The sequence below is a fragment of the Algibacter miyuki genome (assembly GCF_030409805.1).
GTDB classification, from domain to species: Bacteria; Bacteroidota; Bacteroidia; order Flavobacteriales; family Flavobacteriaceae; genus Algibacter; species Algibacter miyuki.
Genome location: NZ_JAUFQP010000001.1, coordinates 141,438 through 168,147 on the forward strand (window position 1 = coordinate 141,438; position 26,710 = coordinate 168,147).

At 34.1% G+C, this 26,710-nt stretch carries 16 protein-coding genes; 8 read left to right on the forward strand and 8 right to left on the reverse strand.

The window, feature by feature from the left end; genetic code table 11:
• The first annotated feature begins 6 nt into the window (after nucleotides 1-6).
• The 4 genes from QWY92_RS00440 to QWY92_RS00455 all read left to right on the forward strand — a co-directional run bounded on the left by QWY92_RS00440 (nucleotide 7) and on the right by QWY92_RS00455 (nucleotide 8,940).
• On the forward strand, nucleotides 7-4,074 hold the full coding sequence (locus QWY92_RS00440; RefSeq protein WP_290267732.1) for a hybrid sensor histidine kinase/response regulator transcription factor: 4,068 nt from the start codon (nucleotides 7-9) through the stop codon (nucleotides 4,072-4,074).
• A 325-nt stretch (nucleotides 4,075-4,399) separates the two neighbouring features.
• Nucleotides 4,400-5,728 carry a sugar MFS transporter gene (locus QWY92_RS00445; RefSeq protein ID WP_290267734.1) on the forward strand — a complete coding sequence of 443 codons (1,329 nt, stop codon included), beginning with the start codon at nucleotides 4,400-4,402 and terminating at the stop codon, nucleotides 5,726-5,728.
• A 47-nt stretch (nucleotides 5,729-5,775) separates the two neighbouring features.
• Nucleotides 5,776-7,704 (forward strand): glucosamine-6-phosphate deaminase, encoded by a 1,929-nt coding sequence (gene nagB / locus QWY92_RS00450; protein ID WP_290267736.1) that lies wholly within the window; start codon nucleotides 5,776-5,778, stop codon nucleotides 7,702-7,704.
• 102 nt (nucleotides 7,705-7,806) lie between these two features.
• Complete coding sequence (locus QWY92_RS00455; protein WP_290267737.1) at nucleotides 7,807-8,940, forward strand: T9SS type A sorting domain-containing protein; 1,134 nt, start codon at nucleotides 7,807-7,809, stop codon at nucleotides 8,938-8,940.
• 143 nt (nucleotides 8,941-9,083) lie between these two features.
• Here the strand turns inward: QWY92_RS00455 and QWY92_RS00460 are convergent, their stop codons facing one another.
• From QWY92_RS00460 to rhaD, 5 genes are all read right to left on the reverse strand, one after another.
• A complete protein-coding gene (locus QWY92_RS00460) occupies nucleotides 9,084-10,109 on the reverse strand; it encodes a LacI family DNA-binding transcriptional regulator (protein ID WP_290267739.1) in 1,026 nt (341 codons plus the stop codon).
• 371 nt (nucleotides 10,110-10,480) lie between these two features.
• Nucleotides 10,481-11,131, reverse strand: coding sequence for a hypothetical protein (locus QWY92_RS00465; RefSeq protein ID WP_290267741.1), 651 nt, complete (start codon nucleotides 11,129-11,131; stop codon nucleotides 10,481-10,483).
• 231 nt (nucleotides 11,132-11,362) lie between these two features.
• On the reverse strand, nucleotides 11,363-12,682 hold the full coding sequence (locus QWY92_RS00470; protein ID WP_290267743.1) for an FGGY family carbohydrate kinase: 1,320 nt from the start codon (nucleotides 12,680-12,682) through the stop codon (nucleotides 11,363-11,365).
• Nucleotides 12,683-12,845: 163 nt separating this feature from the next.
• The gene (locus tag QWY92_RS00475; protein ID WP_290267745.1) at nucleotides 12,846-14,630 is read right to left on the reverse strand and encodes an L-fucose isomerase; all 1,785 of its coding nucleotides are present in this window, start codon (nucleotides 14,628-14,630) and stop codon (nucleotides 12,846-12,848) included.
• Nucleotides 14,631-14,657: 27 nt separating this feature from the next.
• Entirely contained in the window at nucleotides 14,658-15,461 is an 804-nt protein-coding gene (rhaD, locus tag QWY92_RS00480) for a rhamnulose-1-phosphate aldolase (protein WP_290267747.1), read from the reverse strand.
• Between the two features lie 107 nt (nucleotides 15,462-15,568).
• On the opposite strand from rhaD, the gene QWY92_RS00485 reads away from it, so the two are divergent.
• Nucleotides 15,569-16,468 (forward strand): AraC family transcriptional regulator, encoded by a 900-nt coding sequence (locus tag QWY92_RS00485; protein ID WP_290267749.1) that lies wholly within the window; start codon nucleotides 15,569-15,571, stop codon nucleotides 16,466-16,468.
• A 165-nt stretch (nucleotides 16,469-16,633) separates the two neighbouring features.
• Here the strand turns inward: QWY92_RS00485 and QWY92_RS00490 are convergent, their stop codons facing one another.
• The gene (locus QWY92_RS00490; RefSeq protein ID WP_290267751.1) at nucleotides 16,634-18,052 is read right to left on the reverse strand and encodes a sulfatase family protein; all 1,419 of its coding nucleotides are present in this window, start codon (nucleotides 18,050-18,052) and stop codon (nucleotides 16,634-16,636) included.
• 345 nt (nucleotides 18,053-18,397) lie between these two features.
• On the opposite strand from QWY92_RS00490, the gene QWY92_RS00495 reads away from it, so the two are divergent.
• The 3 genes from QWY92_RS00495 to QWY92_RS00505 all read left to right on the forward strand — a co-directional run bounded on the left by QWY92_RS00495 (nucleotide 18,398) and on the right by QWY92_RS00505 (nucleotide 22,601).
• Entirely contained in the window at nucleotides 18,398-19,450 is a 1,053-nt protein-coding gene (locus tag QWY92_RS00495; RefSeq protein WP_290267753.1) for a glycoside hydrolase family protein, read from the forward strand.
• 24 nt (nucleotides 19,451-19,474) lie between these two features.
• Nucleotides 19,475-20,677, forward strand: coding sequence for a putative glycoside hydrolase (locus tag QWY92_RS00500; protein WP_290267755.1), 1,203 nt, complete (start codon nucleotides 19,475-19,477; stop codon nucleotides 20,675-20,677).
• Between the two features lie 64 nt (nucleotides 20,678-20,741).
• On the forward strand, nucleotides 20,742-22,601 hold the full coding sequence (locus tag QWY92_RS00505; RefSeq protein ID WP_290267756.1) for an arylsulfatase: 1,860 nt from the start codon (nucleotides 20,742-20,744) through the stop codon (nucleotides 22,599-22,601).
• Nucleotides 22,602-23,131: 530 nt separating this feature from the next.
• Here the strand turns inward: QWY92_RS00505 and QWY92_RS00510 are convergent.
• Nucleotides 23,132-24,949, reverse strand: a complete 1,818-nt coding sequence (locus tag QWY92_RS00510) for an alpha-L-fucosidase (RefSeq protein ID WP_290267759.1) — start codon at nucleotides 24,947-24,949, stop codon at nucleotides 23,132-23,134.
• Between the two features lie 105 nt (nucleotides 24,950-25,054).
• Nucleotides 25,055-26,710, reverse strand: coding sequence for a RagB/SusD family nutrient uptake outer membrane protein (locus QWY92_RS00515; protein WP_290267761.1), 1,656 nt, complete (start codon nucleotides 26,708-26,710; stop codon nucleotides 25,055-25,057).

Here is a 26,710-nt window from a genome sequence, read left to right on the forward strand (position 1 = left end):
TTTGACATGAAAAAGCTCTATTTATTTATTTGTTTTAATTTACTCATAAATAGCTTGTCTGGTCAAAATGAAATTTCTTTTTTTCATATTTCTCCCGAAATAGATAACGGATATCGAACTATTAAACATACCGTTCAAGATTCTTTAGGTTATATATGGATGTCTCAAAGTAAAGGCGTTTTAAAATATGATGGTTATGAGTTTTGGTTTCATTCCATGGATTCCATTTTTAACGGTACAAATATCAATGATGAAATAAAAAAGGTTTTATTGGATACCGAAGGCAATCTTTTGGTGCTTTCCTCTAAAGGTTTATTGGCTCGAAAGGAGCGAAACGGACGTTATTCTCAGTTAAATAAATCTTTTTCTAAAACAGGTAAGGATGTTTCTATAAAAAACATATTTGTAAGAAAGCAACAAATATATGTTACCGATTTTTTTAACACGCTCTATTTATTAGATAGCAAAAGCTTAGAGCTTAACTATGTTTTATCTGTTACAGAGCCTGTGTATTATGGCGTAAACATCATAGACTTAGAAGTTGATGACGCGAATAGGCTGTACTTAAGTTTAAATAATGGTAAATTACTGCAATACGCTAACAATAGATTAAGTGAGTTAAAAGCAGATTTCAATAGCCAACCAGGAGTGATGTATTTAAGTCTGGATAAAAATAATGACCTCTGGATTGGGACCAAATTTATGGGGCTATTTAAATATGATTTAGCTGAAAATAAATTTAAACAACTTTCATATTTTAGAGACGGGATAGACGTTTTGAAAGAAGATATGATTCTGTCTCTTTTTTGCGATAATAATGGGGTTATTTGGGCTGGTTCTGATGGGCAAGGCTTGTATAAAATTAATCCTAAAAACGAAGAAATAATGCTTTATAGGCATTCTCCTCTCGATAAATCGTCTTTAAGTACTAATTCTATAATTGATATCAATCAGGATTCTTATAAAAACTTGTGGGTTATTTCAAATTTTGGAGATATTAATATACTGGTAAATACACCTAACGAAATATTTCACCATAATGGTTTAATAGAAAATACTTCCGCACGTGTATTATCTGTTTTGAAAGATACACATGCTAATATTTGGATTGGAACCGATGGAAAAGGATTAACTAAAAGAAATTTAAAAACAGGGCAGGAAAAGCAGTTTTTAGTTAATAATAAGGATTTAGAAGGAGCTTATGTACAATCAATAACAGAGGATGATAATGGAAATGTTTGGGTTGGCACTTACAAAAACGGTTTATGGTTTTATGATTTCCAGAAAGCTGAAATTTCAAAAATTCCTGTTTTAGACGCTAAAGGAAAACATGCGATAGATATTTTAACAACCTTTAAAGATTCAAAAGGTAGAATTTGGGTAGGCTCCGAGATTGCTTTATTTGTATATAATTCTAAAAAAGAAAAAATAGCTTCATTTCCTTTTTGGAAAAATGGGCTTGATGGTGATTTAATTCGATCTATTGTAGAAGATGATAATAAAAAACTTTGGATGGGTATTGATGGTGGTGGACTTTTTATGTTAAATGAAACTGAAAGTCTCAACAATTCAACATTTCAAAAGTTTTCGTACACAAACAATGAAAGTGATTATTACTCCATTGTTTCTATGGTTTCAGATACTAACGGTAATCTTTGGCTAATAGATTTACACGGGGCAATTCATATATTTAATACTAAAAGTAAATTATATAAGGAATTTAATAATACCCAATTAATTAACGATATTTCGTTTCATAGTATTTTAATGGAACATCCAGAAAGTTTGTGGTTAGGTGCTAGTAGTGGGTTATGGAATTTGAATGTAAAAGACTCAAGCCTTGTGAAATACACAAAAGCCGATGGTTTTTTTAGTGACTATTATGTAGAAAGAAGTGCTTATAAAGACGCAGCAGGCTTTTTATATTTTGGAGGACTGAATGGAGTAGATGGTTTTGATCCTGAAAAAATATCTAAAGTATCAACCAAATCGCATCTGTATATAAACGCGATTGAAATTTTAAATAAGCCAGCATCATTAATCATCCCAGATCAGGTTGAGAAAGGTATTGAAAACACGAAAGCAATTGAGTTAAAAAATAATCAATCTTCATTTTCATTTAAGTTTTCTGTGGTAGGCACCGTGTTAAATGCAAAATATTTATATAAATATAGATTAAAAGGATTTGATGATGAATGGAAGTTTACCAAGAAAAACCGGATAGCGTCATACACCAATATTCCTTGGGGTGAATACGATTTTGAGGTGGAAGCAGCCACAGTAAATGAGAATTTGAATATTCCTGTAAAATCGATTAAAATTGTTATTAATCCGCCACTTTGGATGCATCCGTTAGCCTTTTTGCTCTATTTTGTTGTTTTTTGTGCCGTAGCTTATGGTATTTATAAATGGTATTTGTTGAGAAAAAACCTTTTTAGTCAAAAAATTAAAAACGAACAAGAATCGAAAATTTATTACGAGAAAATGAATTTTTTCTCCAAAATGTCTCATGAAATACAAACGCCATTAACCCTTATTATGGGGCCTATTGGAGATATCTTGAAAAAGCCACAAGTAGAAAAAGACGCCGTATTAAACCAGCGACTTAGAGTTATTTTTAATAACGCGAAAAGATTATCTCGAATTGCCAATTTGTTAACCACGGTTAGAAATAAAGAAATTGGGCAGTTAAAATTAAGAGTCTTTAAAAAGGATATTATTAAAGAAGTTAAAGAAATTGCAGATTCATTTCAAGAGCAAGCGCGTTTTAAAAGAATTGATTTTGAAATAAATAATTTTACTGAAGCGTATAAACTGTGGTTTGATAGTGATTTATTGGAGCACATGATTTACAACCTACTGTCAAATGCTTTTAAATATACACCATCCGAAGGGCGCGTTGTAATATCAACACGTTTAGATGAAGCTACAGAAATGTTTGAGATTTCGGTTAACGATACAGGTTATGGCATCCCAAAAAAGGAATATGATGACATTTTTAGACTATTCTATAGAGCGAAAAAAACAAGTAATAAAATTGGTATGGGTATTGGTTTAGCTTTTGTAAAAGAGCTGGTAAGTCTGCATAAAGGCGAGATCAATGTAAAATCGAAAAAAGGTAAAGGGTCTACTTTTACTATTGTATTACCGCTAAATGAAGCTAAATATTCTGATGATGAAAAGATTGAAGGTTTAGATGAAGCCATTACTAATTCAACTTCAGATAATAATACTTTAGAAAGCACAACTAAAAAGATAGATTCAAAAAAAGACTCCATACTTATTATTGAAGATAATTATGAAATGCAACATTTTTTATGTGAAGTTTTTAATGAAAATTATAACGTTTACTCCGGTTACAATGGAAAAGAAGGCCTTGAAATTGTAAAGCAAAAATTGCCAGATATTATTATTTCAGATATTTCTATGCCTGTTATGGATGGATTGGAAATGTGTGAAATTATACAAAAAGACAATGATGTTTCTCATATTCCAATTATATTTTTAACAGCGAAAAATTCAACGGCGCATAAATTAAAAGGTTTAAAATATGGTGCTATAGAATTTATGAGTAAACCGTTTGATATAAACGAGCTACACTTAAAAGTGAATAGTATTTTAGCTCAAAATAAAAGAATATCCTCAAAAGCAAGTTTACAATATTTAAGCACGCCAGAGCATATTTCAGAAAAATCTAAAGATTCTATTTTCTTAGAAAATTTGATTTCTAGTTTAAATTCAAAATTAGAAGATGCCGATTTTAAACTCGAAAGTCTATCAAGTATTATGGGGATGAGTTATTCTAATATATATCGAAATTGTCAAAAATTAACAGGAAAAACAATTACTGAATTGTTTCGATTATTACGCTTAAAAAGAGCTGCAGTTTTAATGGTTCAAAATAAATATAATGTATCTGAAGCTTGTTTTGCTGTTGGTTTTAATGATACAAGATATTTTTCAAAATGTTTTAAAGATCAATTTAAAATGACTCCAACAGTTTTTAAAAAGGAAGCAGGAAATATTGATTTAGAAGCATTTTTAACAAAATATGAATTGTATAAAACGAATTAATTGCAGTTTTTAGAACATGTTAAGTACGGCTACTTTATAACCTTGTTTTTATTCTAAAACTAAACATGCTTTATGTTTAAAGGAATTCAAGAAATAGCACTATTGAATTTTTAGGGCGTTTTTTTTTAAATAAAAAAAATCTACCAAAGGTTACGGCTTGTTATATAAGAAAAAGTATTCTAGGCTATTTTAACCACAATTTTCGGGGTTTTACGAATATGACGGTATGTTTTGGAAAATATTTCATCCTATTTTTTTATTGATGTTTAATAGATTTGAGCTTTACAAATAAAGGTAAAAACAAATCAACCTTATAAAAGCATCTATGAAAACATCACCAACTCAAACTTCTAAAAAGAACAACTTAGTTCCTATTATAATTATAGCCAGTTTATTTTTCATATTTGGTTTTGTTACATGGATTAATGGGGCGTTAATTCCTTTTATGAAAACCATTAATGAGTTAACAGATGCACAATCATATTTTGTGGCATCGGCATCATATATCTCATTTGTGGTTATGGCATTACCAGCTTCTTGGATTTTAAATAAAATAGGCTATAAAAAAGGGATGTCTTTAGGATTAATAATTATGGCTATTGGTGCTTTAGTTTTTATTCCAGCAGCTGAAGCAAGAACGTATTGGGTGTTTTTAACAGGTATTTTTATTCAAGGTGTAGGAATGACTTTATTACAAACGGCAGCCAATCCATATATTACCATTTTAGGCCCTATTGAAAGTGGAGCAAAACGTATCGCTATAATGGGGATTGCAAATAAAACAGCTGGTGCTTTAGGCTCTATCATATTTGGTGCTTTATTGCTTTCAGGAATTGACGAAGTAAATGAAAAACTAAGTACGGTATCAATAGAAGAAAAAGGAGTGCTTTTAGATACTATGGCAGACAGTGTTTTTATGCCTTATTTAGTAATGGCTATTGTACTTGCTGTGTTAGGATTGTTAATTAGAAAAGCGCCATTACCACAGGTAGAGGCCGAAGAAATAGAAGACGCTAAAGAAGGCGCTACATCAAAAACAAGTATTTTCCAATTCCCACATTTATGGTTGGGTGTTTTAACGCTATTTGTTTATGTAGGGGCCGAAGTTATAGCAGGAGACACCATTATTGCCTATGGAATATCATTAGGATTTCCGGCAGCCGATGCTAAGTTTTTTACCACTTTAACCTTGTTCGCTATGGTTTGTACTTATGCCATAGGTGTTATTTTAATTCCTAAATATTTAAAACAAGGCACAGCGCTTAAAATAAGTGCGACTTTAGGTATCATTTTTAGTATTTGCATCTTATCAACAACGGGGTTTTTGTCTGTTTTATTTGTAGCCGCTTTAGGTGTTGCTAATGCTCTAGTTTGGCCGGCGGTATGGCCATTAACACTGGAAGGTTTAGGAAAATTTACAAAAACAGGTTCTGCGTTATTAATTATGGCCATTTCAGGTGGCGCCATTATTCCTCCGTTATACGGAAGAATTGTGGATGCAAATAAACTAGAATTAATCACTAGCGGTGTTAATGAGGTTGAAGCTTTGGCAACAGCAGCAACGCATAGCTATTGGATATTAATACCGTGTTACGCATTAATCCTGTTTTTTGCCATGTGGGGACACAAATATAAAAGTTGGTCAAAAAAATAAGATCTACGGAAAACAATATATAATTAAGAAAACATAAAATAAATACCATGTTACAAAGTAATATAGATAAATCAACAGATTTTGAAAAAAGGTTTGAAAGTGCAGGTTCTATAGTTTTTGAAAATTCAGACACAGCGTCCAAAGCTGTAGCGAAAGAAATTGCAGATCTCATACGTGTGAAACAAGCACAAAAGCAACCATGTATTTTGGGGTTAGCTACTGGCTCGTCACCCAAAGGATTGTATGCCGAATTAGTACGTTTACATAAAGAAGAAGGCTTAAGCTTTAAAAACGTTATATCTTTCAATTTAGATGAATACTACCCAATGGAGCCCGATTCTATAAACAGTTACGTGCGGTTTATGAAGGAGTTACTCTTTAATCATGTGGATATTTTACCCGAAAATTATCATATACCAGATGGGACTTTGTCAAACGATGATATCGCTACTTATTGTAGTCAATACGAAGAAAAAATAGAAGCTTTAGGCGGTATCGATTTACAAATATTGGGTATTGGAGGTAATGGACATATCGGATTTAACGAATCGGGGTCATTACAAAATTCAAAAACACGCCTAGTCGCTTTAGATCATATCACTAGAGTAGCGGCCAGTGGTGATTTTTCAGGATTAAACAATACGCCAAGAACTGCTATTACCTTAGGCGTTAAAAAGATAATGGAAGCCAAGAGAGTGATACTTATGGCTTGGGGAGAAGGCAAATCGAATATTGCAAAACAATCTATAGAAGGACCTGTAACCAATTTAGTACCTGCTTCATTTTTGCAAGAGCATAATAACGCGACTTTCGTTTTAGATAAAGAAGCTGCTTCTAAACTTACACGTATTAATACTCCTTGGCTTGTAGAAAAAATTACATGGACCGATAAGCTGATACGTAAAGCGGTATTAGGTTTAGCGCTTCATTTAAAGAAACCTATTTTAATGCTTACCGATGCCGATTATATTGAAAACGGTATGAGTGATTTATTGGCAGACTCTGGACCTGCTTACGATATAAACATTAAAATTTTTAATAAACTACAAAATACTATTACGGGTTGGCCTGGAGGTAAACCGAATGCAGATGATAGCAAACGTCCAGAACGTGCCGAACCAGCAAAAAAGCGAGTGCTTATATTTAGTCCGCATCCCGATGATGATATCATTAGTATGGGAGGTACTTTTAAGCGCTTACACGAACAAGGTCATGAAGTGCATATAGGATATCAAACATCTGGAAATATAGCTGTGGCCGATGATGAAGCCTTACGTTTCGCAAGTTTTGTATGCGATTATAATGATAAATTTGGAATAGAAAGTCCAGAGGCCGAAAACATCTACAAAAAAGCGGTAGCCTTTCTTAAAAACAAAAAAGCAAGTGAAATAGATATTCCTGAGGTACGATACATTAAAGGCTTAATTAGAAAAGGAGAAGCTGAATCTACATCTTATTTTATTGGGCTTATCGATGCTCAAATTCATTTTATGGAATTACCATTTTATGAAACGGGTACTATTGAAAAAAATCCTTTAGGTGAAGAAGATATTCAAATAACCATGGATCTAATCGAAAAAATTAAGCCGCATCAAATATTTGCAGCGGGCGATTTAGCCGATCCACATGGCACGCACAAAGTATGTTTAGATGCTATTTTTAAAGCTGTAAAAGAATTAAAACCGAAGAAATTTATGAACGACTGTTGGGTGTGGTTATACCGTGGAGCATGGCAAGAATGGGGGATTGATGAAATTGAAATGGCGATACCTATGAGTCCAGATCAAGTTCTTGAAAAACGTAAAGGTATTTTTAAACATCAATCTCAAAAAGATGGCGTGGTGTTTCAAGGAACCGATAGTAGAGAGTTTTGGCAACGTGCAGAAGATAGAAACAGAGAAACTGCCGATTTATACCATCAATTAGGTTTATCACACTACGCAGCTATGGAAGCTTTTGTGAGATGGGAATTCTAGAACAATTATATCTGTTTTGAATATCTATAACTAGAAACAACATTTTAGTAATTAAAAAATTAAGTATTGAATAATATATAACCACCATAAAAATCAGTAAATATGAAGAGAACATTATTTTTAACTTGTCTAATAGTATTAACATTTGCTTTCGAAGCAAGTGCACTTCGATCCATGTACGTTAATGGTTTTGCATCTATTTTAGGAGATGAAACCGCCGAAAACAATTTATTGTCTTACGCACAAACTAATGGAATAGAAAAATTATTATTGTATGATCTTCATATTGTAAATAGTAGCCATAACTTATCAAATGTTTCATCAAATCAGATTTTAGCAGACTTTATATCTAAGGCTAAAACAAATTATGGCGTGCTTTCGGTTGGTGCTGTAGCAGAAAATGCTTGGTTTTTTACCAATGTAATAAACACTTATAATAATAGTAGAACCAATGCTACTGATAAATTTGATGTTTATAATTTAGAATTTGAATATTGGGGAGATAGTGCAGTTGGTCCAGGAGGATATTACTGTAATACGTATTTGGGATCAACGGAATATCCTTGTTCTAACGATGGTGCCTTTAAGTTTGTACTTTCAATTTTAGATGATATGAGAAGCTTGGCGCATAATAATTCTCATCCTATAACTACAGAAGCTTATTTAGGGTGGCCAACGACAGCTCAGGCAGAAGAATTGGGTGATCATTTAGATGAATTACTTTTACATGCCTATGTTGCTAATCCTAATACGAGTTTTAGTTATGCGAAAGACAGACTGATTGATTTTGCTAATGGTACACCAGGTTTAGATGTGTCTATTATTTTTTCATCAGAGCCAAATTTTATGCAAAATTGGCTACTTAGTAACTCTATGAGTGCTGCGGAAGATATTTTTACAATAGATTGGATGAATGCATCGTCGGCATGGACTAATAACATAAATTTAACCGGATTCACTTATTTTGCTTATAGTTTTAATGAAAATGTAACGCTGTCCACAGGTGTTCAAGACGTTGCAAATAATGTGATGGTTTATCCTAATCCTGTTAAAAACACGCTTTATATTGAAAATCTTAACAATGTAAAAAGCATAATGGTTTACAATAATATGGGGCAATTACTTATGGAAACTAAGGCTGAAGAAATTGATTTTACTCAGTTTAATAAGGGACTATATTTTTTGAAAATGGATACAGATAAAGGAGTAGAAACAAAAAAAATATTAAAAAATTAGATTAAAGTAAGTTGCTAACTAAGAGCTGTTTAATTTTGAGTTTAGTCATTGGTTTTTCTACTTAATGCTCTTTAAATGTTATGTGAATTATTTTATAAAGCCGGTAAAATTTTTACCGGCTTTTTTTGTTTTCAGGAAGCTATTTAATTTCGAGTACTAGATTCACGTACAATCAATTCTGTTTTCAGGGTGATAATTTCAGATGTTATAGAGTCATCTTTTTCCTCAATTTGACGAATTAATAATTTAGTTGCGGCTTCTCCCATTTGAAAAGCGCGGTCATTAATGGTTGTTAAATGAGGTTCTATAATTTTAGAAATAGGATAATTACTAAAGCCCACAATAGCAACATCTTCAGGGATCTTTATTTCAGCTTTTCTAAATACTTGAATGACACTTACGGCTGTATAATCGTTCGCACAAAAAATGCCATCTGGTTTTAGGTCGCTTTTCAAGTATTTTTCGGCACATTTTACACCTTCGTCATAGCTCAGGTTATTCGTAAATAATATTAAAGACTCTTCTATAGGAATATGATGTTTTTTAAGAGCAGCTTTGAATCCTTCTAAACGTGCCTTAAAAATAGTGGTGGTTTGGCTACCAGAAATGTGCCCAATACGTTTACATCCACTTTTTATGAGATGTTCAGTAGCTAAATACGCCGATTCAAAATCGTTAATAATGATCTTATTTGCATCAAAATCAGTTGGTACGCGGTCATAAAACACAAGTGGAATACCAAGTTTATTGATCTTTTTAAAATGATCGCAAGTTTTGGTTTCTATGCCTAAACATACAATAACGCCATCAACCATTTTGTTTTGAAGAATTTTTACAATTTCCTTTTCTCTTTTAAGTGAATCTTTAGATTGAAATATAGTAACATTATAACCATTATTGTATGCAAACTCTTCAATGCCACTAATCACTAACGAGTGAAAATGAATATCAATTCGAGGCACAATAACGCCAATGGTTTGTGTTTTTTTCTTTCTAAAACTAGAAGCGATTGAATTAGGTGTAAATCCTAATTCTTCAGCCATTTTTTGCACTCTCTTTTTTGTAGCATCACTGATAGCTGGATGGTTTCCTAAAGCTCTAGAAATGGTAGAGGGCGATAGGTTTAAATCTTTGGCTAAATCTTTTAAGGTGATTCTGGAGTTCTTCATATTAATGAAAACAAACGTTTGCTGTTAAAAGGGTATCTGTAATTTGTTATCAAGTAAAAAAGTTAAGCTATTTATACTTTTCGAATGAAAAACGATACAAATTAAACAAATTTAATTTATAAATAAAGTTAAAACAGAGAAATAGTTATGCAAGCGTTTGCTTAAAATTTATTACTCTCTATAGGCTTATGTTTGGTTTTTTGTTGATTTTAAACGAAATAGTCAAGCTAAAAGTAAACTACGCTTTTGAAGAAGCCTAGTTAATGTTTTTTCAGTTGAATGATAAAAGAATTACTGGGTGTTAAACTTAAAAATTAATAAAATTAGAACTCATAAATAATACCTGTGAGTTCTAATTTAATGTAAACTTCTTAATTAGAAAATAAAACCCTATTGTCTTTATAAATTATTTTTTGATTTGAAATAGACCTTCCGGAAATTAATAGTAAACATTGGTTTACTAGAAAATCAAGGTTGTCAATGGTTTGTTCAGAAAAATAAACCATATTTTGTTTAACATTATTGTTTGGTACCGGTTGATGGTTTACGTTAAATAATGCGCCGTTATCACTATGAAGATTTGAGTAATCGTTTAAGGGGTCATAAGTGTTTATTTGGTCTTCATTCGGATTTAATATCAACATATTACCTTGAGATGCATTCAGGTACGGCGTAGCGCAATCCATAATTAATTGGTGATAATTTTTACTAAAAGCTAACTGTGTTAATACATTTTCAAGAGGCGCATTAAGAGAACCGATGGTATAATCTGTTTTACTTATTACAACATCTATTTTTTTACGAATATTAAAAACTGCAACGAAAGTATTTTTTATGGAGGTGGTGGTAATAATAACCCGGTTTAAATGTTTTACAACAATGTGTCCATGCACATCATTTTCTATAAAATAGGGCGAACATCCGGCTTTTATAATTTTATTAATAATCGCGTCTTCAAGTTTTGTTAAACCATCATAACATCTATTAATAATGATAACTTTGTTTTTTAATCGTAAATCCATTAGATAGTATAAAAATTACGTTCGTATTAAAAGCTTATTTTATTATTATGAAATTAAGAGCGGAAATTGCTCATTCTTATATTTTTATAAAACGCATATATCACAATAATGAATTCAAAAGTATTTATAAAGCATGCTGAGCTGTTGCTCAAATTCGCTAATTTGTTTCTCTAATCTGCTATTTTATTAATTATTCTAGGAATAACTTTGATCATTTCATTTCTGTAAGATTTATTGGTGTAAATAGTCTTTCATAAGCATGGCTGCACCTAAAGCGCTCGCGTTTTTACCTTTCGGAAATTGAATATGCTGTTCAGGCATCATTTGAGTTAGGTATTCAACAAAAATGTTATTTCTATTAAAACCACCAGAAATATAAACGTCTTTTAAATTATTATTGGTGTCTAAAATGCGCTCAATGCCTTGATGCACGCGTTGGCTTATTTCAAAAATAAGTTGATAGTAAGCATGCTCGTAGCTTTTAAATGAGTCAAGTTCTTTTAAGTTTCCTTTGAAATCATTCGGAATATTCCCCGGGAAAAACATGTGTTTAGATGCTGAAAGTATTTCGTTACAGAGTGCTTTATTTAGAGTTAATTCGAGGAAATGACTTTTATCAACTTCAAAATAATTACTTAAAGCAATGGCATTAACTTCATGCACGCACCCTAAAAATTGCATAGACGATTTTATTTGTTTTTTGTCTGGCGTCATAAAACAAAGGCAATCATTTTTTAACTGATTTTCGGTTAGAGTTTCTTTACTGAAAGGGTTCATGCAAATAATCCAAGTACCAGTGGAAAGCAAAACAAATTCTCTATCTGTACTTTTATTATTTTCCAATAAAGGAATTATAGAAGACGAACTATCGTGTAAACCTTTACCAATAAATATGTCTTGCCCATTTACAACAGATAAAGCTGCGTTTTTCCCCGGTTTCGGTTCTGGTAAATGAATGTTTTCATCTTTTAACCAATCGTGATATTGCATCGTGTCGTAATCCCAAATGGCTGTATGCGCTCCAACCGAGGTGAAATCGGCTGTGGCTTTCTTGGAAAATAAATAGCTTAAATATTGGGGGTAGTGCAAAATGGTTTCTACTTGGTTCCAAAAATGCGGTTTGCTCTGTTTTAGCCAGTACATTTGCAATCCGGAGTTTAGCATGCCATAAGCGGGAGAGGCTGTTTTTCTAGAAAAAGATTCAACGCAGCCTTGAGATTCGTAGAACGGGTTAAAGTCAATATTTAAAGGTTTTAAATAGTTATACAGTGGTGTAATTCGTTTTCCGTTTTTATCTAAATATACCAAGGTGGCGCCATGGGTAGAAAAGTTTATGGCTTTTATGGTATAGTCCTGCTTGTCTTGTATCGTTTTTATTTCTGTTTGTATCCAGGTTTCAATGGCTTCTATATCATCACAAGGGGAATTGTCATCATCTTTCACTTCTTCAAATCGAATGGAGTTGGTGTAAACAACATTGAAATTTTTATCGAATAAGAATATTTTTTTATTGGTTTTTCCAATATCAAAAACGGCTATAACCTGTGTCATTGCTTTTAGGTTTTAAAAATGAAACGTTTCCTCTGTATATGCTTTTTCAACTTAAATGAAAGCGTAACATCTTGTTAGGAATATGAATTTATAAATCAAAAAAAAGGATTAACGTAGTGTTTAAATTGTTAACCCTTTTTGATTTTTCAATAGGATTTATCTTTTATTTAAACCCGTATAAAGGGCCGTAAGTAGCACAGGCTTTATAATCTGCCGATTCTAGGTTTTCACCAAAAGCAGACCAAGCGCTTGGGCGGAAAACATCGTCATCGGCTACATTGTGCATGTTTACAGGAATGCGTAATAATGCGGCTAGAGAAATTAAATCTGCACCAATATGCCCGTATGAAATAGCACCGTGGTTTGCGCCCCATTTTGCCATTACGGAATAGGCATCTTTAAAGAAACCTTTACCGGTTGTTCTTGGTACAAACCAAGTGGTTGGCCATGTTGGGTTGGTTCGCTCGTCTAAAATAGTATGGATGTCTTCGGGTAATTCTACACTCCAGCCTTCCACAATTTGTAATACAGGGCCAATACCTTTTACAAGATTTATGCGGCACATGGTTAAAGGCATAGTGCCTTTTGTTTTAAATTGAGACGAAAATCCGCCACCTCTAAAGTACTCACCAATAGCAGCTGGCCATTTGGTGTTGTCTAGGCATTTTTGCGCTTCTTCTTCAGTAATATCCCAATATGGTTTCATGGTTGGGTTACCATCAGCATCCGATTGTTGTGCGGTTGCATCTAGAGTTGTAGAACCAGAATTTATTAAGTGAATAATACCGTCTTTGGCAATGCCTGTTAATTTTTTTCCAGTAACGCGCTCCACCGATTCTGGACTCCAATACGTTCTTACATCCGAAAATATTTGCGCTGTATTGGTTAATAAATGACCAAATAACATAGAAATCGCATTTAAACAATCGTTTTCTGTAGCAAAGACAAAAGCTTGACGGATACCATTCCAATCGAAAGATGAATTTAATATAGATTCTGTAAAATCGGCATTTGGTTGATAGTCTGTCCATTGACGTTGCCCTTGGAAACCACCCATAATGGCATTTCTACCTTTAGATTCTTCACCAAAACCTAGGGCTTTTAGTTTGGGGTTGCCAATCATTAAATCGCGACAAATAAGTGTCATTTTAATCACTTTTTCCCATTCTTCAGTTTTAATTTCTGCTGATTTTTGAGCATCAGGACTGTTGTAATCTTTACCTTCTTTGCAGTTGGCTTTGGTCCATGCTAAAGCTTTTTTATATTCTTCTTTGTCATAAATACCTTCATCCATACGACGTAGTAACTCGACAGATTCTACAAATTCTGAACGTACCCCCAAATAATCTTGTAAAAAGTTAACATCCACCATAGAACCTGCGATACCCATTGAGCTGTAGCCTATAGATAAATAAGATTTACCATTCATTTGTGCTACAGCCAATCCTGCTTTAGCAAAACGTAATAATTTTTCTTCTACATCCTTCGGAATACTCATGTCTCCAGCATCCTGAACTTCACGGCCATAAATTCCGAAAGCGGGCAAGCCTTTTTGCGAATAACCAGCCAAGGCAGCTGCTAAATAGACAGCACCTGGTCTTTCAGTACCATTAAAACCCCAAACGGCTTTTGGAATCAGTGGATCAGTGTCCATAACTTCGGTGCCATAACACCAGCAAGGGGTAACGGTTAATGAAACTTCGATACCTTCGCGTTTAAATTTATCGGCACAAGCGGCAGCATCAGCAACCCCTCCAATGGTAGTATCTGCAATAACACATTCTACTTGTTCTCCACTTGGGAAACGTAGATTTTCTTCAATTAATTTGGCTGCGGCCTTGGCCATATCCATGCATTGTACTTCTAGTGATTCTCTAACCCCTAATTCACGGCCATCAATTACTGGACGGATTCCTATTTTTGGTAGTCTACCTATTAATCTATTCATTTTAGTTTGGTTTTTTAGTTTAGTAGTTTATGTGAATTGTTCTAATTCTTTTAATTGTGCATCTGATAAACCTGCGGGTTTAAATCCTGCCGCCCAACTCATCAATAATAGTTTGGCGCCTTTATTGGCAACATCAAGGTAATCCCATGCTTTTTCTACATCTTCTCCAGTAGCTGTGGCACCGTGTTTTTCCCAAAGTGAAACATTTCGGGTTTTAAAAGCTTCAATAGTTACTTTTGCTAAAGCTTCTGTACTCGATAGGGCATAAGGTGTACAATGGATGCCTTTAGGGACAAACACTCTCACTTCTGGACACATCATCCAGATTTGACGGTTTAATTCTTCCTCGTTATCAAATAACGGGTGGTGGCTCATGACAATTAATTCTAACGGATGGGTGTGCACAATCGCTAAATGCGTTGGATTGTTTTCGGTATTAAAAAGATGAATACTAGAATGTGATATCAACTCGCAAGTAGGGCCAAAACCATCTCTTTGACCGCCCCAAATAATGGTGTATGCTGTAGCATCTTCATTAATGTATAAAATGCAAGAAGCTTCTTCAATATTATCGACTAAACTACGCAAATAGCACCCTGTGCCTGTAATAAATAAAACATAGCCAGCGGTGCCTTTTGGAAAATCGAAAGGAACGAAGACATTATTTTTTGTGGTTTGTTTTACCTCGTCTAAATCAAAGAAAGAAGTTAGGTTCATCGAAATGTTTCCCGCATTTCTTTCGGCCCATTCTCTTTGCCATAAATAACCAGCAACTTTAGAAATTTTCTTTAATTCTTTTTGTACTTCAATAGGAAGTTTTACATCGCTCATAATAAGATGATATTTAAGTATTCTTATGGTGTAAAATTATATGATGTTGCCACTTAAAGAGATATTCAAAATTTGTATATTTGTGTATAATTTAAACATTTGTTAAAGTGAAGTTTGTAAATAAGATTGAATTGGGAGATCCTTCGACTAAAAAACAAAATTTTATTAATGTTAAGTTGAAGTTGCTCTGTTGTAGATATTGGTATTTAGATTTGTGGGATTGCCACGATATGGTATTTCCGTTTTGGCGTATCTATTGGAATAAAAATGAAGGCGGAGTACTCACGCTTCAAGATGATATTTATAAAATGGATCCAAATTTTTTATATATCATTTCTCCATTCACATCGTTTTCTACACGCTTTTCTAAACATCATAAATACGATACAGGTATTCATGTTTCGGGTAAGAATTTAACAGAAAAACATAATGAAGACTATTTTGAAAGCAAATCGTTAATTCATTTTTTTACGCATTTTAATTTAGGAACGCCGTTTGATAACGTATTTCCTGGAATTTTTAAAATAGAATTAACCGATCATCTTAAAGAGCGTTTAATTTATTTAACAGAACGGTTAAAGATTGAAAATCATGATTTTAAGCTTACTTTTAATTTGAAATTACAATCTTTTGTTCGAGAAGCGATATCGAATATCGGTGCCGAACTGTGGAAAACGATAAATATCGACGAGCGTGTATTAACGGTACATCGTTTTATTGAAGCTAATATTAATGAGAAGTTGAGTAATTCAGAATTGGCTTCTATTGTAAATATGGCGCCTAATTCTTTTGCTAGATTATTTAAAGAAGAGATGGGGATAACCCTACATAATTTTATTCAGAATAGAAAAATAGCGAAAGCTTGTGAGATTTTTGAATACACGAACGATACGATAGAAAGCATTTCGTTTAAGTTAGGTTTTTCCGATCGTTACCATTTTTCTAGAGTTTTTAAATCGGTTACCGGAATTTCACCAGCGCTTTATAAATCGGGTAAATATACCTAGGCTATTTACTTAAAATTTGAAAACCTGAAAAATGTTTGTTTTATACATAGAATGTTTATTTTTGTATAATTTAAATACGTGTAAGATTATATCTGAATTAAACATGTCTATTTTGTACAGCCTTAATTATGGCTTGTTTCAAAATAGAAAGGGTAATATTGCGGCTTACTTTCTTTCCGAAGAAAATAAGTTTTCATTAGGCTTTTCTGGTAGTGTTTTTTGCCAAGCTAAAATTTTATTTTTTAAATTTTCTACAATAGATATGTTGGTGTCCTTTAAGTCTGTTTTTTCGTAAACATCGGCAGCAATATCATAAAGCTCAACATAGCTTAAGTCTTTATTCGCAACGAGTTTCCAATGTTGATCTACCACTGCAAAAGACACCCAATGGTCTGGTGCGTTTTTACTAGCCGGCCAATGTGCTCCAATTTTCCAAAAAAGCGGCTTTGTTCGTATAGGATATGTTTCTCCTAAAAGTGTAGCCACTTGGCTTATGCCGTCAGGGGTGTAATGTTTTGGTAATTCAGCGCCTGCTATTTCGCAAAACGTAGGTAATAAATCGACTGCCGAAATCAATGAGGCATCATCAATAGCGCCTGCTTTTATTTTGCCTGGCCAACGCGCAATAAATGGAACGCCTATTCCGCCTTCAAACAGGGCCGCTTTATAACCTTTTCTTCCACCTGTAACACCTTTAGAAGCTCCTGTTCCGTAGCCGACACCTGTGGCGGTATCTAAATATATTCTGAGTTCTTCAACGGTTTTTGTAGCACGAGCCGGACCATTATCTGAGCTAAAAACAACCAAGGTATTATCGGTTAAATTTAAACGGTCTATGGCATCTAAAACCTCACCAATTCTATCATCAGCATGAGATAATACAGAAGCGTAAATATTGTCTGTTTCATCTAAATCAGGAAAACGATGTTGATATTTTGGAATTACATGGTGTGGTGTATGCGGCTCGTGAACCCATAAATTAATAAAGAACGGTTTGTTTTGTAACTGTGATGCTTCCATAAAATCAATGGCATTATCGGCATCTTTATAATAGGGCATTTGTTCGCCAGAGCAATTGAAAGCACCGTAGGTATCGTAGCCATATTTAGCAGGCGTTGGCGAATCGGGAATCATATTATTAGAAAGGTGCCATTTACCAAAATGGGCGGTAGCATAACCACTTTGTTGCAATAATCTTGGTAAAAGTGTGGTGTTATAATCTAACCAATCGGGCATATTGCGTTTGGCGTTATTGTCGGCCCATGCAAAATGTCCGTCAACATTATATCTGGCCGGAAATTGCCCTGTCATAACAGCAACTCTACTGGGTGAACATACACCACTGGCCACTGTAAATCTTTGGAAATCGGTACCCTCGTGTACTAGTCTGTCTATATTTGGTGTTTTTACATAAGGATGTCCGTGGGCACTTAAATCTCCCCATCCCCAATCGTCAGTAAAAATAAAAACAATATTAGGTTTCGTTGTTTTGCTTGTTTCCGAAATTTGACCTGTTGCTTGTTTGCAACTTAGAATAAATAACGTTAGAATGGAAAAATATATAAATGACTTCAAAACTTTCATGAGATATAATTTTGAACAAAAATATATTCTTATGAAGAAATCCTGTTGCTTTAACTCGCTTAAGTTTTGCTGAAATCAATCAGAATCAATTAAAAGTCTTTAGTAATTAAGGTGTTGGAGGATAAGAGAGGATTAATGTTGAGAAAGTGGGTTTTAGTGATATTTAGATTATTGATGATTAAAATTGAAGGTGTTTTAGTTGAAATGCTGATGATTTTAATTAAAAAAATAAATTAACGAAATAGCGTTAATACTACTGAATACATTAATTAAGCAATAAAATGGGCAAATAGAACAAAGGAGTGTTGTGGGGTTTTATGACATTTACACTTAGATTTTAAGTATATGAAATATTCGATTCCACTTGTTGCCATTTTGGCTTTGTTATTAGCAGTTTCTTGCAAAAAAGATCTCACTATAAAAGCGTCTAGTTTTAGTGAATCCCATGTTCCGGGAAACTATATTTTAGATGCGCCAGAAGATTGGTGGCATTGGTGTATGGCTCCAATTTATGATGAATCCGGGCGGTTACACGTATTTATGTCGGCTATTCCAAATAATGGAAGTTGGATTAAAGATAGCAAGATTGTTCATTATACAGCAAGTTCTCCGGAAGGACCTTATACGTTTGTAGATACTACGTTTGCCAGTAAAACACATACGTATCACAACCCTCAAATTTCTAAGGTTGATGATACTTATGTGCTTGTTTATTTATGGAAGTCACGCGATACGCCAAATGAAAACCAGGAAATTGGTATGGCAACGGCTAAATCTTTAGATGGTCCGTGGACGGAAAGTCCGAATAATCCAATTATTAAAGCTTCGGGAACTCAAGGTGATGGTGCGTATATTATACATGCTTCAAACCCGACGTTTTTAAAAGATAAAGATGGAAAGTTTCGAGTGTATTATAAGTCTATGAGTGATGCTTATGGAACGAAACGTCACCGAGAAATTTCGATGGCTATGAGTGATAATATAGAGGGGCCTTACGTAAATTATGCTGAAAACCCACTTATAAGTTATGCTGATAAAGGTTTAGATATTGAAGATTGTTATGCCTTTTATTATAAAGGTATGTATTATATGATTGTGGAAGACCGAAAAGGTGTGAAAAATATGCTGGAAGGCAATCCAATTCCTGAGAAAGAAATTAGACCAGGAGGTAACCGCCCGGGATTAATCTATAAATCTAAAGACGGTATAAATTGGGGTAGACCAGAGATTGGTTATAAAACCAATGAACAGTATTTTGGAGATAAATTAGCACGCACCGAGCGTCCACATATTTTATGGAAAAACGGTGAGCCAGAATATTTATTTTTGGCCTGTCATGACGATGATCCTTCAGCAGGGTTTTATGTTAAAATTGATGGATGGATTCCAAATGAATAAGTAGATATTTATTATAATGTCATTATGAAAAAGTTTCTTTTAAATTTTAGTGCGCTATGGATTGCTTTGTTTTTTTGTGTGCCGTCAATGGCACAAAATTCTTATGTGATTAGCGATGGAAGTGTGTTTGAAAACAAAACATTTTATCCCAAATTTAGTTGGGATACAACCCCTATGTATTACATGTTTGGTGACCCTAAAAGAGTTTTACTTCCAGATGAAGTGGAACACATTGTAAAGCGAACAGATTTTATTTGTATTGAAAAATCCCATGGTGAAGGCGAATTAGGAGCAGCCGAATTAGGCACTAAACATGAAGTTGAAGCTTTTAAGAAAATAAAACCAGAGATTAAGGTGCTTTTCTATTTCAATTCTGCATACGCATGGCCATTTACGTCTTATAGTAAGGGGTTCTTGAAAAAAAATATAGACCAACACCCAGAGCTTAAAAAGTTTTTAATTATTGATTCAGAAACGAAAGAACTCGCCAAGCGGAGAAACACCTACTTTTTCGATGTTTTAAATCCTGATTTTCGAGTGTGGTGGGTAAATACAGTAGTTAAAGGCGTTGAGTTTTCTGGAGCAGATGGGGCTTTTATAGATCAGATGCATGGCTTTTCTTGGTTACGTGCGGATAAAAGTCTCGATGTTCAAAAAGCTATGGGAGAAATGATGGCGGCTTTAAAAGTGAAGTTAGGACCCGATAAAATCGTATTAGGAAACAATGCGCAAACTAAAGCGGCTCGATTTGTTTTCCCTAGTATTGATGCTAATATGTTTGAACATTATGGCAATACCTTATTAAGTAAGGAAAAATTGCTTCAAGATTGGGACGATATGCTTCGGATTTCTAAAGCAGGAAAAATGTCAATATTCAGAATAGGCGTTGAGTATGATACGGCAGTGTCTGAAAATCCAACATATTATAAAGGAAAAACAAGAAATGAACGTTTTGCTGAGCTTTCAAAAGAAAAGTTACAGTACTATCATGCTTGTTATTTAATAGGAGCTCAGCCTTATTCTTATTTTCAGTACGGTTGGGGTTGGCAACTGTCTCACGGTTCATTAATGGATTATCCTGAGTTTCAAAAATCGTTAGGAGCTCCTAAAGGTGCTTATACTAGAATTTCAGATGAAGGGTGGGAATTTACTCGCGAATTTGAACACGCTTCAGTTTGGGTAAACACGGAAATGGAGGAAGCTAAGATATCCTGGCATGAAAATTAGATAAATTTTATCGTAAATTTATAATCTAAAACAGAAATCAAACTATATTAAATAAACAACAACTATGAAGCAAACACATTTTTATGAATACCAAAAAACAGATAAATTTAAGTGCGGTAAAACGCTAGCTTATGTCTTGTTTTTGGTTATGCCTTTTGTCCTTTTTTCCTGTAAAGAGAAAGTGGCGAAAACAGAAGTTAAAAGTAGTAAACCGAACATTGTATTTGTAATCACCGACGATCAAGGCTATGGTGATTTAGGGCATACCGGAAATCCAATTATTAAAACACCCACCATTGATAAATTTTCTGCCGAAGCTGTGAATTTAACAAATTATCACGTAGGAACCACCTGTGCACCAACAAGAGCAGGGCTTCTCACAGGAAGGAATTGTAATAGAAATGGCGTTTGGCATACTATTATGGGGGCATCTATATTGAATCGTGAAGAAGTAACCATGGGAAATGTGTTTCAAGAAAATGGTTACAAAACAGGTATGTTCGGTAAGTGGCATTTAGGAGATAACCACCCTTTTCATCCTTATGAAAGAGGTTTTGATGAAGCTTTTTATCACGGTGGAGGCGGTATAGGGCAGACACCTGATTATTGGAATAATGATTATTTTGATGATTCGTATTACAGAAACGGCGTTGCCGAGAAAAAAGAAGGCTATTGTACCGATGTTTGGTTTGATGAAGCTATGCGTTTTATTGAAGCTAAAAAGGATGAACCATTTTTCTGCTATTTAAGTTTGAATGCACCACATGGTCCTTATAATGTACCACAGGAATATTATGACATGTATAAAGATGAAACCGCTATAAGTGAAAAGCAAAAGCGTTTTTACGGCATGATTACTAATGTTGATAATAACTTCTCTAAATTATTGAATAAATTGGAAACGCTAGGTATTGCAGATAATACCATTATCGTTTTTACTACAGATAATGGAACAGCAAGAGGTTATAGAATAGATGAAGAAACTAATAAACTTTTAGGCTACAACGCAGGTATGCGAGGTACAAAAGGTAGTGAGTATGATGGTGGCCACCGTGTACCTTTTATTGTGAGATGGCCAGATGGCGGATTAACAGGAGGGAAATCATTAAATAGTTTGGCGGCACACGTAGATATGTTGCCGACGCTAACAGCGCTTACCGGACAAAAGTTTGAGCCTAAGAAAACTATGGATGGTACTGATTTAAGCGCATACCTTTTAGGAAAAGAAGAAGCTCCAAAACGATATTTAGTTACCGATACACAACGTGTGCCATGGCCGATAAAAGATAAAAACAGCTGCGTTATGGATGATAACTGGCGTTTAATAAAAGGGAAAGAACTTTATAATATTAATGACGATCCAGGACAAGAAAATAATGTTGCAGATGCGCACCCAGAAAAAGTAGCCGAAATGAATGCGTTCTACGAAAGTTGGTGGGAAGATGTGATTAAGGAAACTAAATTTTCGGTGATAGATTTAGGTGTAAGCGATATGGATGCTTTAACGTGTCATGATGCAAGAACTATCGATTATTATCCGCCATGGAATCAGCAAATGATTCGTGCAGGAAAACCAATGGAACCAGCACCGTTTACCGTAAATTTTGTTAAAGCAGGGAAGTATAAGTTTCATTTAAGACGTTGGCCTGCAGAAAGTGGTTTAGCGCTTGGAGCAGCAATAGCTGATGGAGAGCCAGCAACATCAAATAAAGAAGCTATTGTTGATGGGAAATCGATGAAATTTGCTAAAGCTCATTTAAAAATAGCCGATAAAATTGTAGATATTGAAGTTGATAATAACCTTGAAGCAGCTGTACTTGAAATGGAAGTAGTAAAAGGTGAAACAGAACTATTAGCTTATTTTGATATGGAAGACGGTACGCCTTGTAATGCCTTTTATATTGATGTTGAACGCGTGAATTAAGAAACGTTTATTTACTAATGAAATAAGTCTGTTTTGAGTCTCTTATTTAAAACAAGCGCTTTTCAAAAGTAAAGAAATTACAAATAATAAAGCTTGAAGGTTTAAAAGATCTTCAAGCTTTTTTTATGACATTATTTGGAGTTACAATAAGGTATTGTGCTATTTTGGTAATTAATGGGAGGCTTTTCGTTTATATAAATGAATACTAATTAAAAGAAGAACGATTATGGAAACAATTATGAGAAGTAATTCATATTCGATTACTACATATAAACTTTTAATATGTATGTCAATAGAATGATTATTATTAAAAATAACCAAGCCGTAAAAGTACCGATCAAGCTGCACAAAAAAATATAATCTTCTTTATGTTTTCCCTAGTGTAATTTTTTTAACAAAATGTTTCCTTCTGCAAAGCATACATTAAATATAAAAAAAACAGTAGCCTATTCTAAAATTTTAGAATAGGCTACTGTTTTTTTACTCAATAAGGAGCCTGTTAGAAACAAGTGCTAGGAGTGACAGTTTAATTAATCGTTAATAGGTCTTAATGCGATTGATTTTAAGCTAGCTGTTACTCGGTCTCCTTCGACTAAAGTTGTTGTTATGGTATGATTACCAGGAGTTTTGAATTCTAAGATACCCATGTTGTAAAACACATACTTTTCAGTAGCGGCTTGTTGATTTTGCACCATAATACCTTCGTCTGTTGTGGTTTTCCATACTAGACGGTCTGTACCTTTATAGGCTAAATCTAGATAGTAATAACCGGCTTCTTTTACATTGACTTTCCAGGTTATTTGGCCATCTGCTTCCCATTCACCAACTTGATTGGCATGTTTCCATTCTCCAAATTTTTCCATCCAACGTTTGTTTTCTTGAACGGCATTGCTTACGGTTCCGAATTCGGTAATTAATACTGTTTCTGTGTTTGGGTAAATACCTAAAGCAGTATCATTTGCTATAATTCCTTCGTCATTATTAACGTTTACTTCAACTTCAATAATAGAAATTAATTGATCTGGTGCCTTGTAAGGTACGTTGAAAGTTACCCAATTATCTTTCCCTTGTGTGAATTCAACATTTTGATTTTTTCCTTCAGGATTTAGAATTTTAGCAGATTTAATTTTAGTTTTCAATCTTGGTAAATATAATTTACCATCTGTTGGCCAGTTCGAAACTGCTAAATACATGGAGTTTCCTTTTGTGGTGACATCTCCCCAAGGCAACTTGTAATCCCATGGCGAAGCGCCTGCGGCATATACCACTTGTGGGTATCTTTTTAACCATTTACCGGTTTCTCTTAAGAACTCAGCGCCAATTTCGGGAACAACTCCTAATTGGTTTGGACCTACATTAAATAAGTAAGAACCTCCACGAGCTACGGTTTCAACTAAACGTCCTAAAATCACTTTTGGGCTTTTAAAGTTGTTGTCGTACCAAGCGTAAGACCATGAATCGTTATTGGTGTCACAGGTTTCCCATAAGCCTTCAATACGTTTTGTTGGTACTTCCATATCGCCCACACTGGCATAATCTCCTAAGCCGTAACCTACACGGCTACACATCATAGCTTTGGGTTGTAGTTCTCTAACCATATCGGCTAATTCTACAACATATTCTTTTGGCATATCACCAGGCGTATCAAACCAAACAAAATCGATGTCACCATAGTTGGTACAGATTTCTTTTACCTGAGGTTTACATTTATTATAGAAGTAATCTTTAAAAGTTGCTTCTTTTCCATTTTCATCTGTTTTAGGACCTCTAGTACCGCCTGGAGCTGTCCAATCTTGGTTGTGTGAATAGTAAAAACCGAAACCTAAACCGATGTCATGGCAAGCATCTGCTAACTCATGCATAGGGTCTCTTCCAAAAGGTGTTGCATCTACAATGTTAAAGTCACTAACTTTAGAATCGAACATGGCAAAACCTTCATGATGTTTACTGGTAATTACGATGTATTTCATACCCGCGTCTTTAGCTAATTGTGCTATTTTTTTAGCATCAAATCCTGTAGGGTTAAAGTTTTTAGCGTTCTGTTTGTAGTCTTCAACAGGAATACCCGCCATTCTTGGATTCATAATCCATTCGCCTATGCCGTAATAGGTTTTGTCGTCCCAAACGCCTCCTAAGCTTGAAAATAGTCCCCAGTGGATAAACATTCCGAAATTACTTTCGTCAAAAAACTTTGCTTTTCCATTTTTTAGAGCATCTAAAGATACTTCTGTTTCTCCCCACATTTCTTCCATGCCTTTGTCTTTTTTCACCTGAGAGAAAACGGTCGCACTAAGAAGAATCGCGATTGCTAAAAGGAGGAAAGGGGTGTTTGTTCTTTTTAAAATCATTATCAATATTATTATGTTTTGAAAAGTTTAAAGTGTATTTAAAAAAGGCTTTAATAGTATATAGTATTAAAGCCTATTTAATAAAGTATCTATAATTATGAGATTTTAGTAGCCCTCATTTTGTACCCAACCATATTTTAAGTTAATTTCCATTTGTGCTTGAGGTATTGGCCACAACCATTCATTATCTGGCCATAGTATATCTCCTGAAAAATCATTTGAAGCAGATACGAGTGTTCTTACAGATCCTTGTTCTTCTTCCCAGTCTATGTTTATTGGGTTTGTGCTTGTTGTTAATCTATTGGTACGGATTAAGTCGAATTTACGTTTGTATTCACCTGCAAGTTCGCATCGCCTTTCTTTCCAAATAGCTATTCTAAAATCGTCTTGAGATAAGTTGGCTGTTAAATCTTCCAAACCAGCTCTATTTCTAATACTGTTAACGGCTAAGTATGCATCGTTATTTGGTGCGCCATCGGCTTCATTTTGAGCTTCAGCATAAATTAATAGAGCATCGGCAAATCTAAATAATATGGTATTGTTATCTGCATATCTAAAGTCTGAACCTTCAACTAAGGTTAACACATCGGTATCAACAAATTTTCTATACATTGGTTGAGTTAAGTATGTTGGGCCATTAGGTACGTCGTATCTTGTCATGATATTAAAATCTCTTCTTTCATCTCCCTCTTCATAAGCATCATATAAGTGCGGAGTTGGTAAGAAAATACCAGCGTTATTTGTTCTTGGGAATTTTAATTCGTCTACTGTAGATTCATTCCCTATATCATTGCCGTTTTTATCAAGTAAAACAGGTACATCGTTTGCGCTTCCCCAATAATTTACACCATTATTTGCAGCTCTTCCTTCTCGAGTCATCCAGTTTCCAATATCAGTAATTGGAAGGTAAGAAAGTTCTAACATCGATTCTTTTGAAAAGGTATTATTAGAATCCCATGCAGTTCCGTATGCAGGAGCTGTTTCTGATGGTTCTAGGTTTAATGAATGCGGTGAATTGTCTATAATGTCTTTTGCAACATCTCTTGCTAAGGCATAGTTACTCGCGTCTCCTTGAACAAAATCGCCTTGAGATGTACGTCTTTTTCCTGCTCTTGTTAAATAGACTTCGGCTAAAATTACTTTTGCTGTCCATTTTGTAATATGTCCGTCGTGCAAACCATCAGAACAGTGTTCTGCAGCAAAAAGTAGGTCGGGAATAATAATTTCATTGTAAATGTCGTTTACGTCTGATCTTGGCACTTCCCAGTCGGCTGCATTTGTAATTAATGGCATATCACCATAAGTTCTTACTAGGTTGTAATAGTAGAAAGCTCTAAGTGCTCTTGCTTCTCCAACAATTAAGTTAATATAATCTTCTTCTAAATCCATAGCAGAAGCATTTTTTATAACATCGTTAGCTCTACCAATTCCGGTCCACCAATCAAAATACACGTCATGGTTATCATCAAATAGTTCAAAAGAAGGGGTTACCGTGTGGTTTGCCATAGGCGTTGTCCAGGTGTTTCCTCTTTTACTAACAACATCGTCTGTATATAAGTCAATACACATCCAGCGTCTAGAATATACATTAAGCATCCTTTCATATACGCCATCTACAGCATTTCTTGCATCTTCGGGTGTTTTATAAAAAAGTTCTGCAGCAATAAATGTTGGTGGTTCTTCATCTAAAAAATCACTACATGAAACAAAACCAAGTGAAATAAAGAGAATCGTTATTATATTTTTTATATCGTTTTTCAT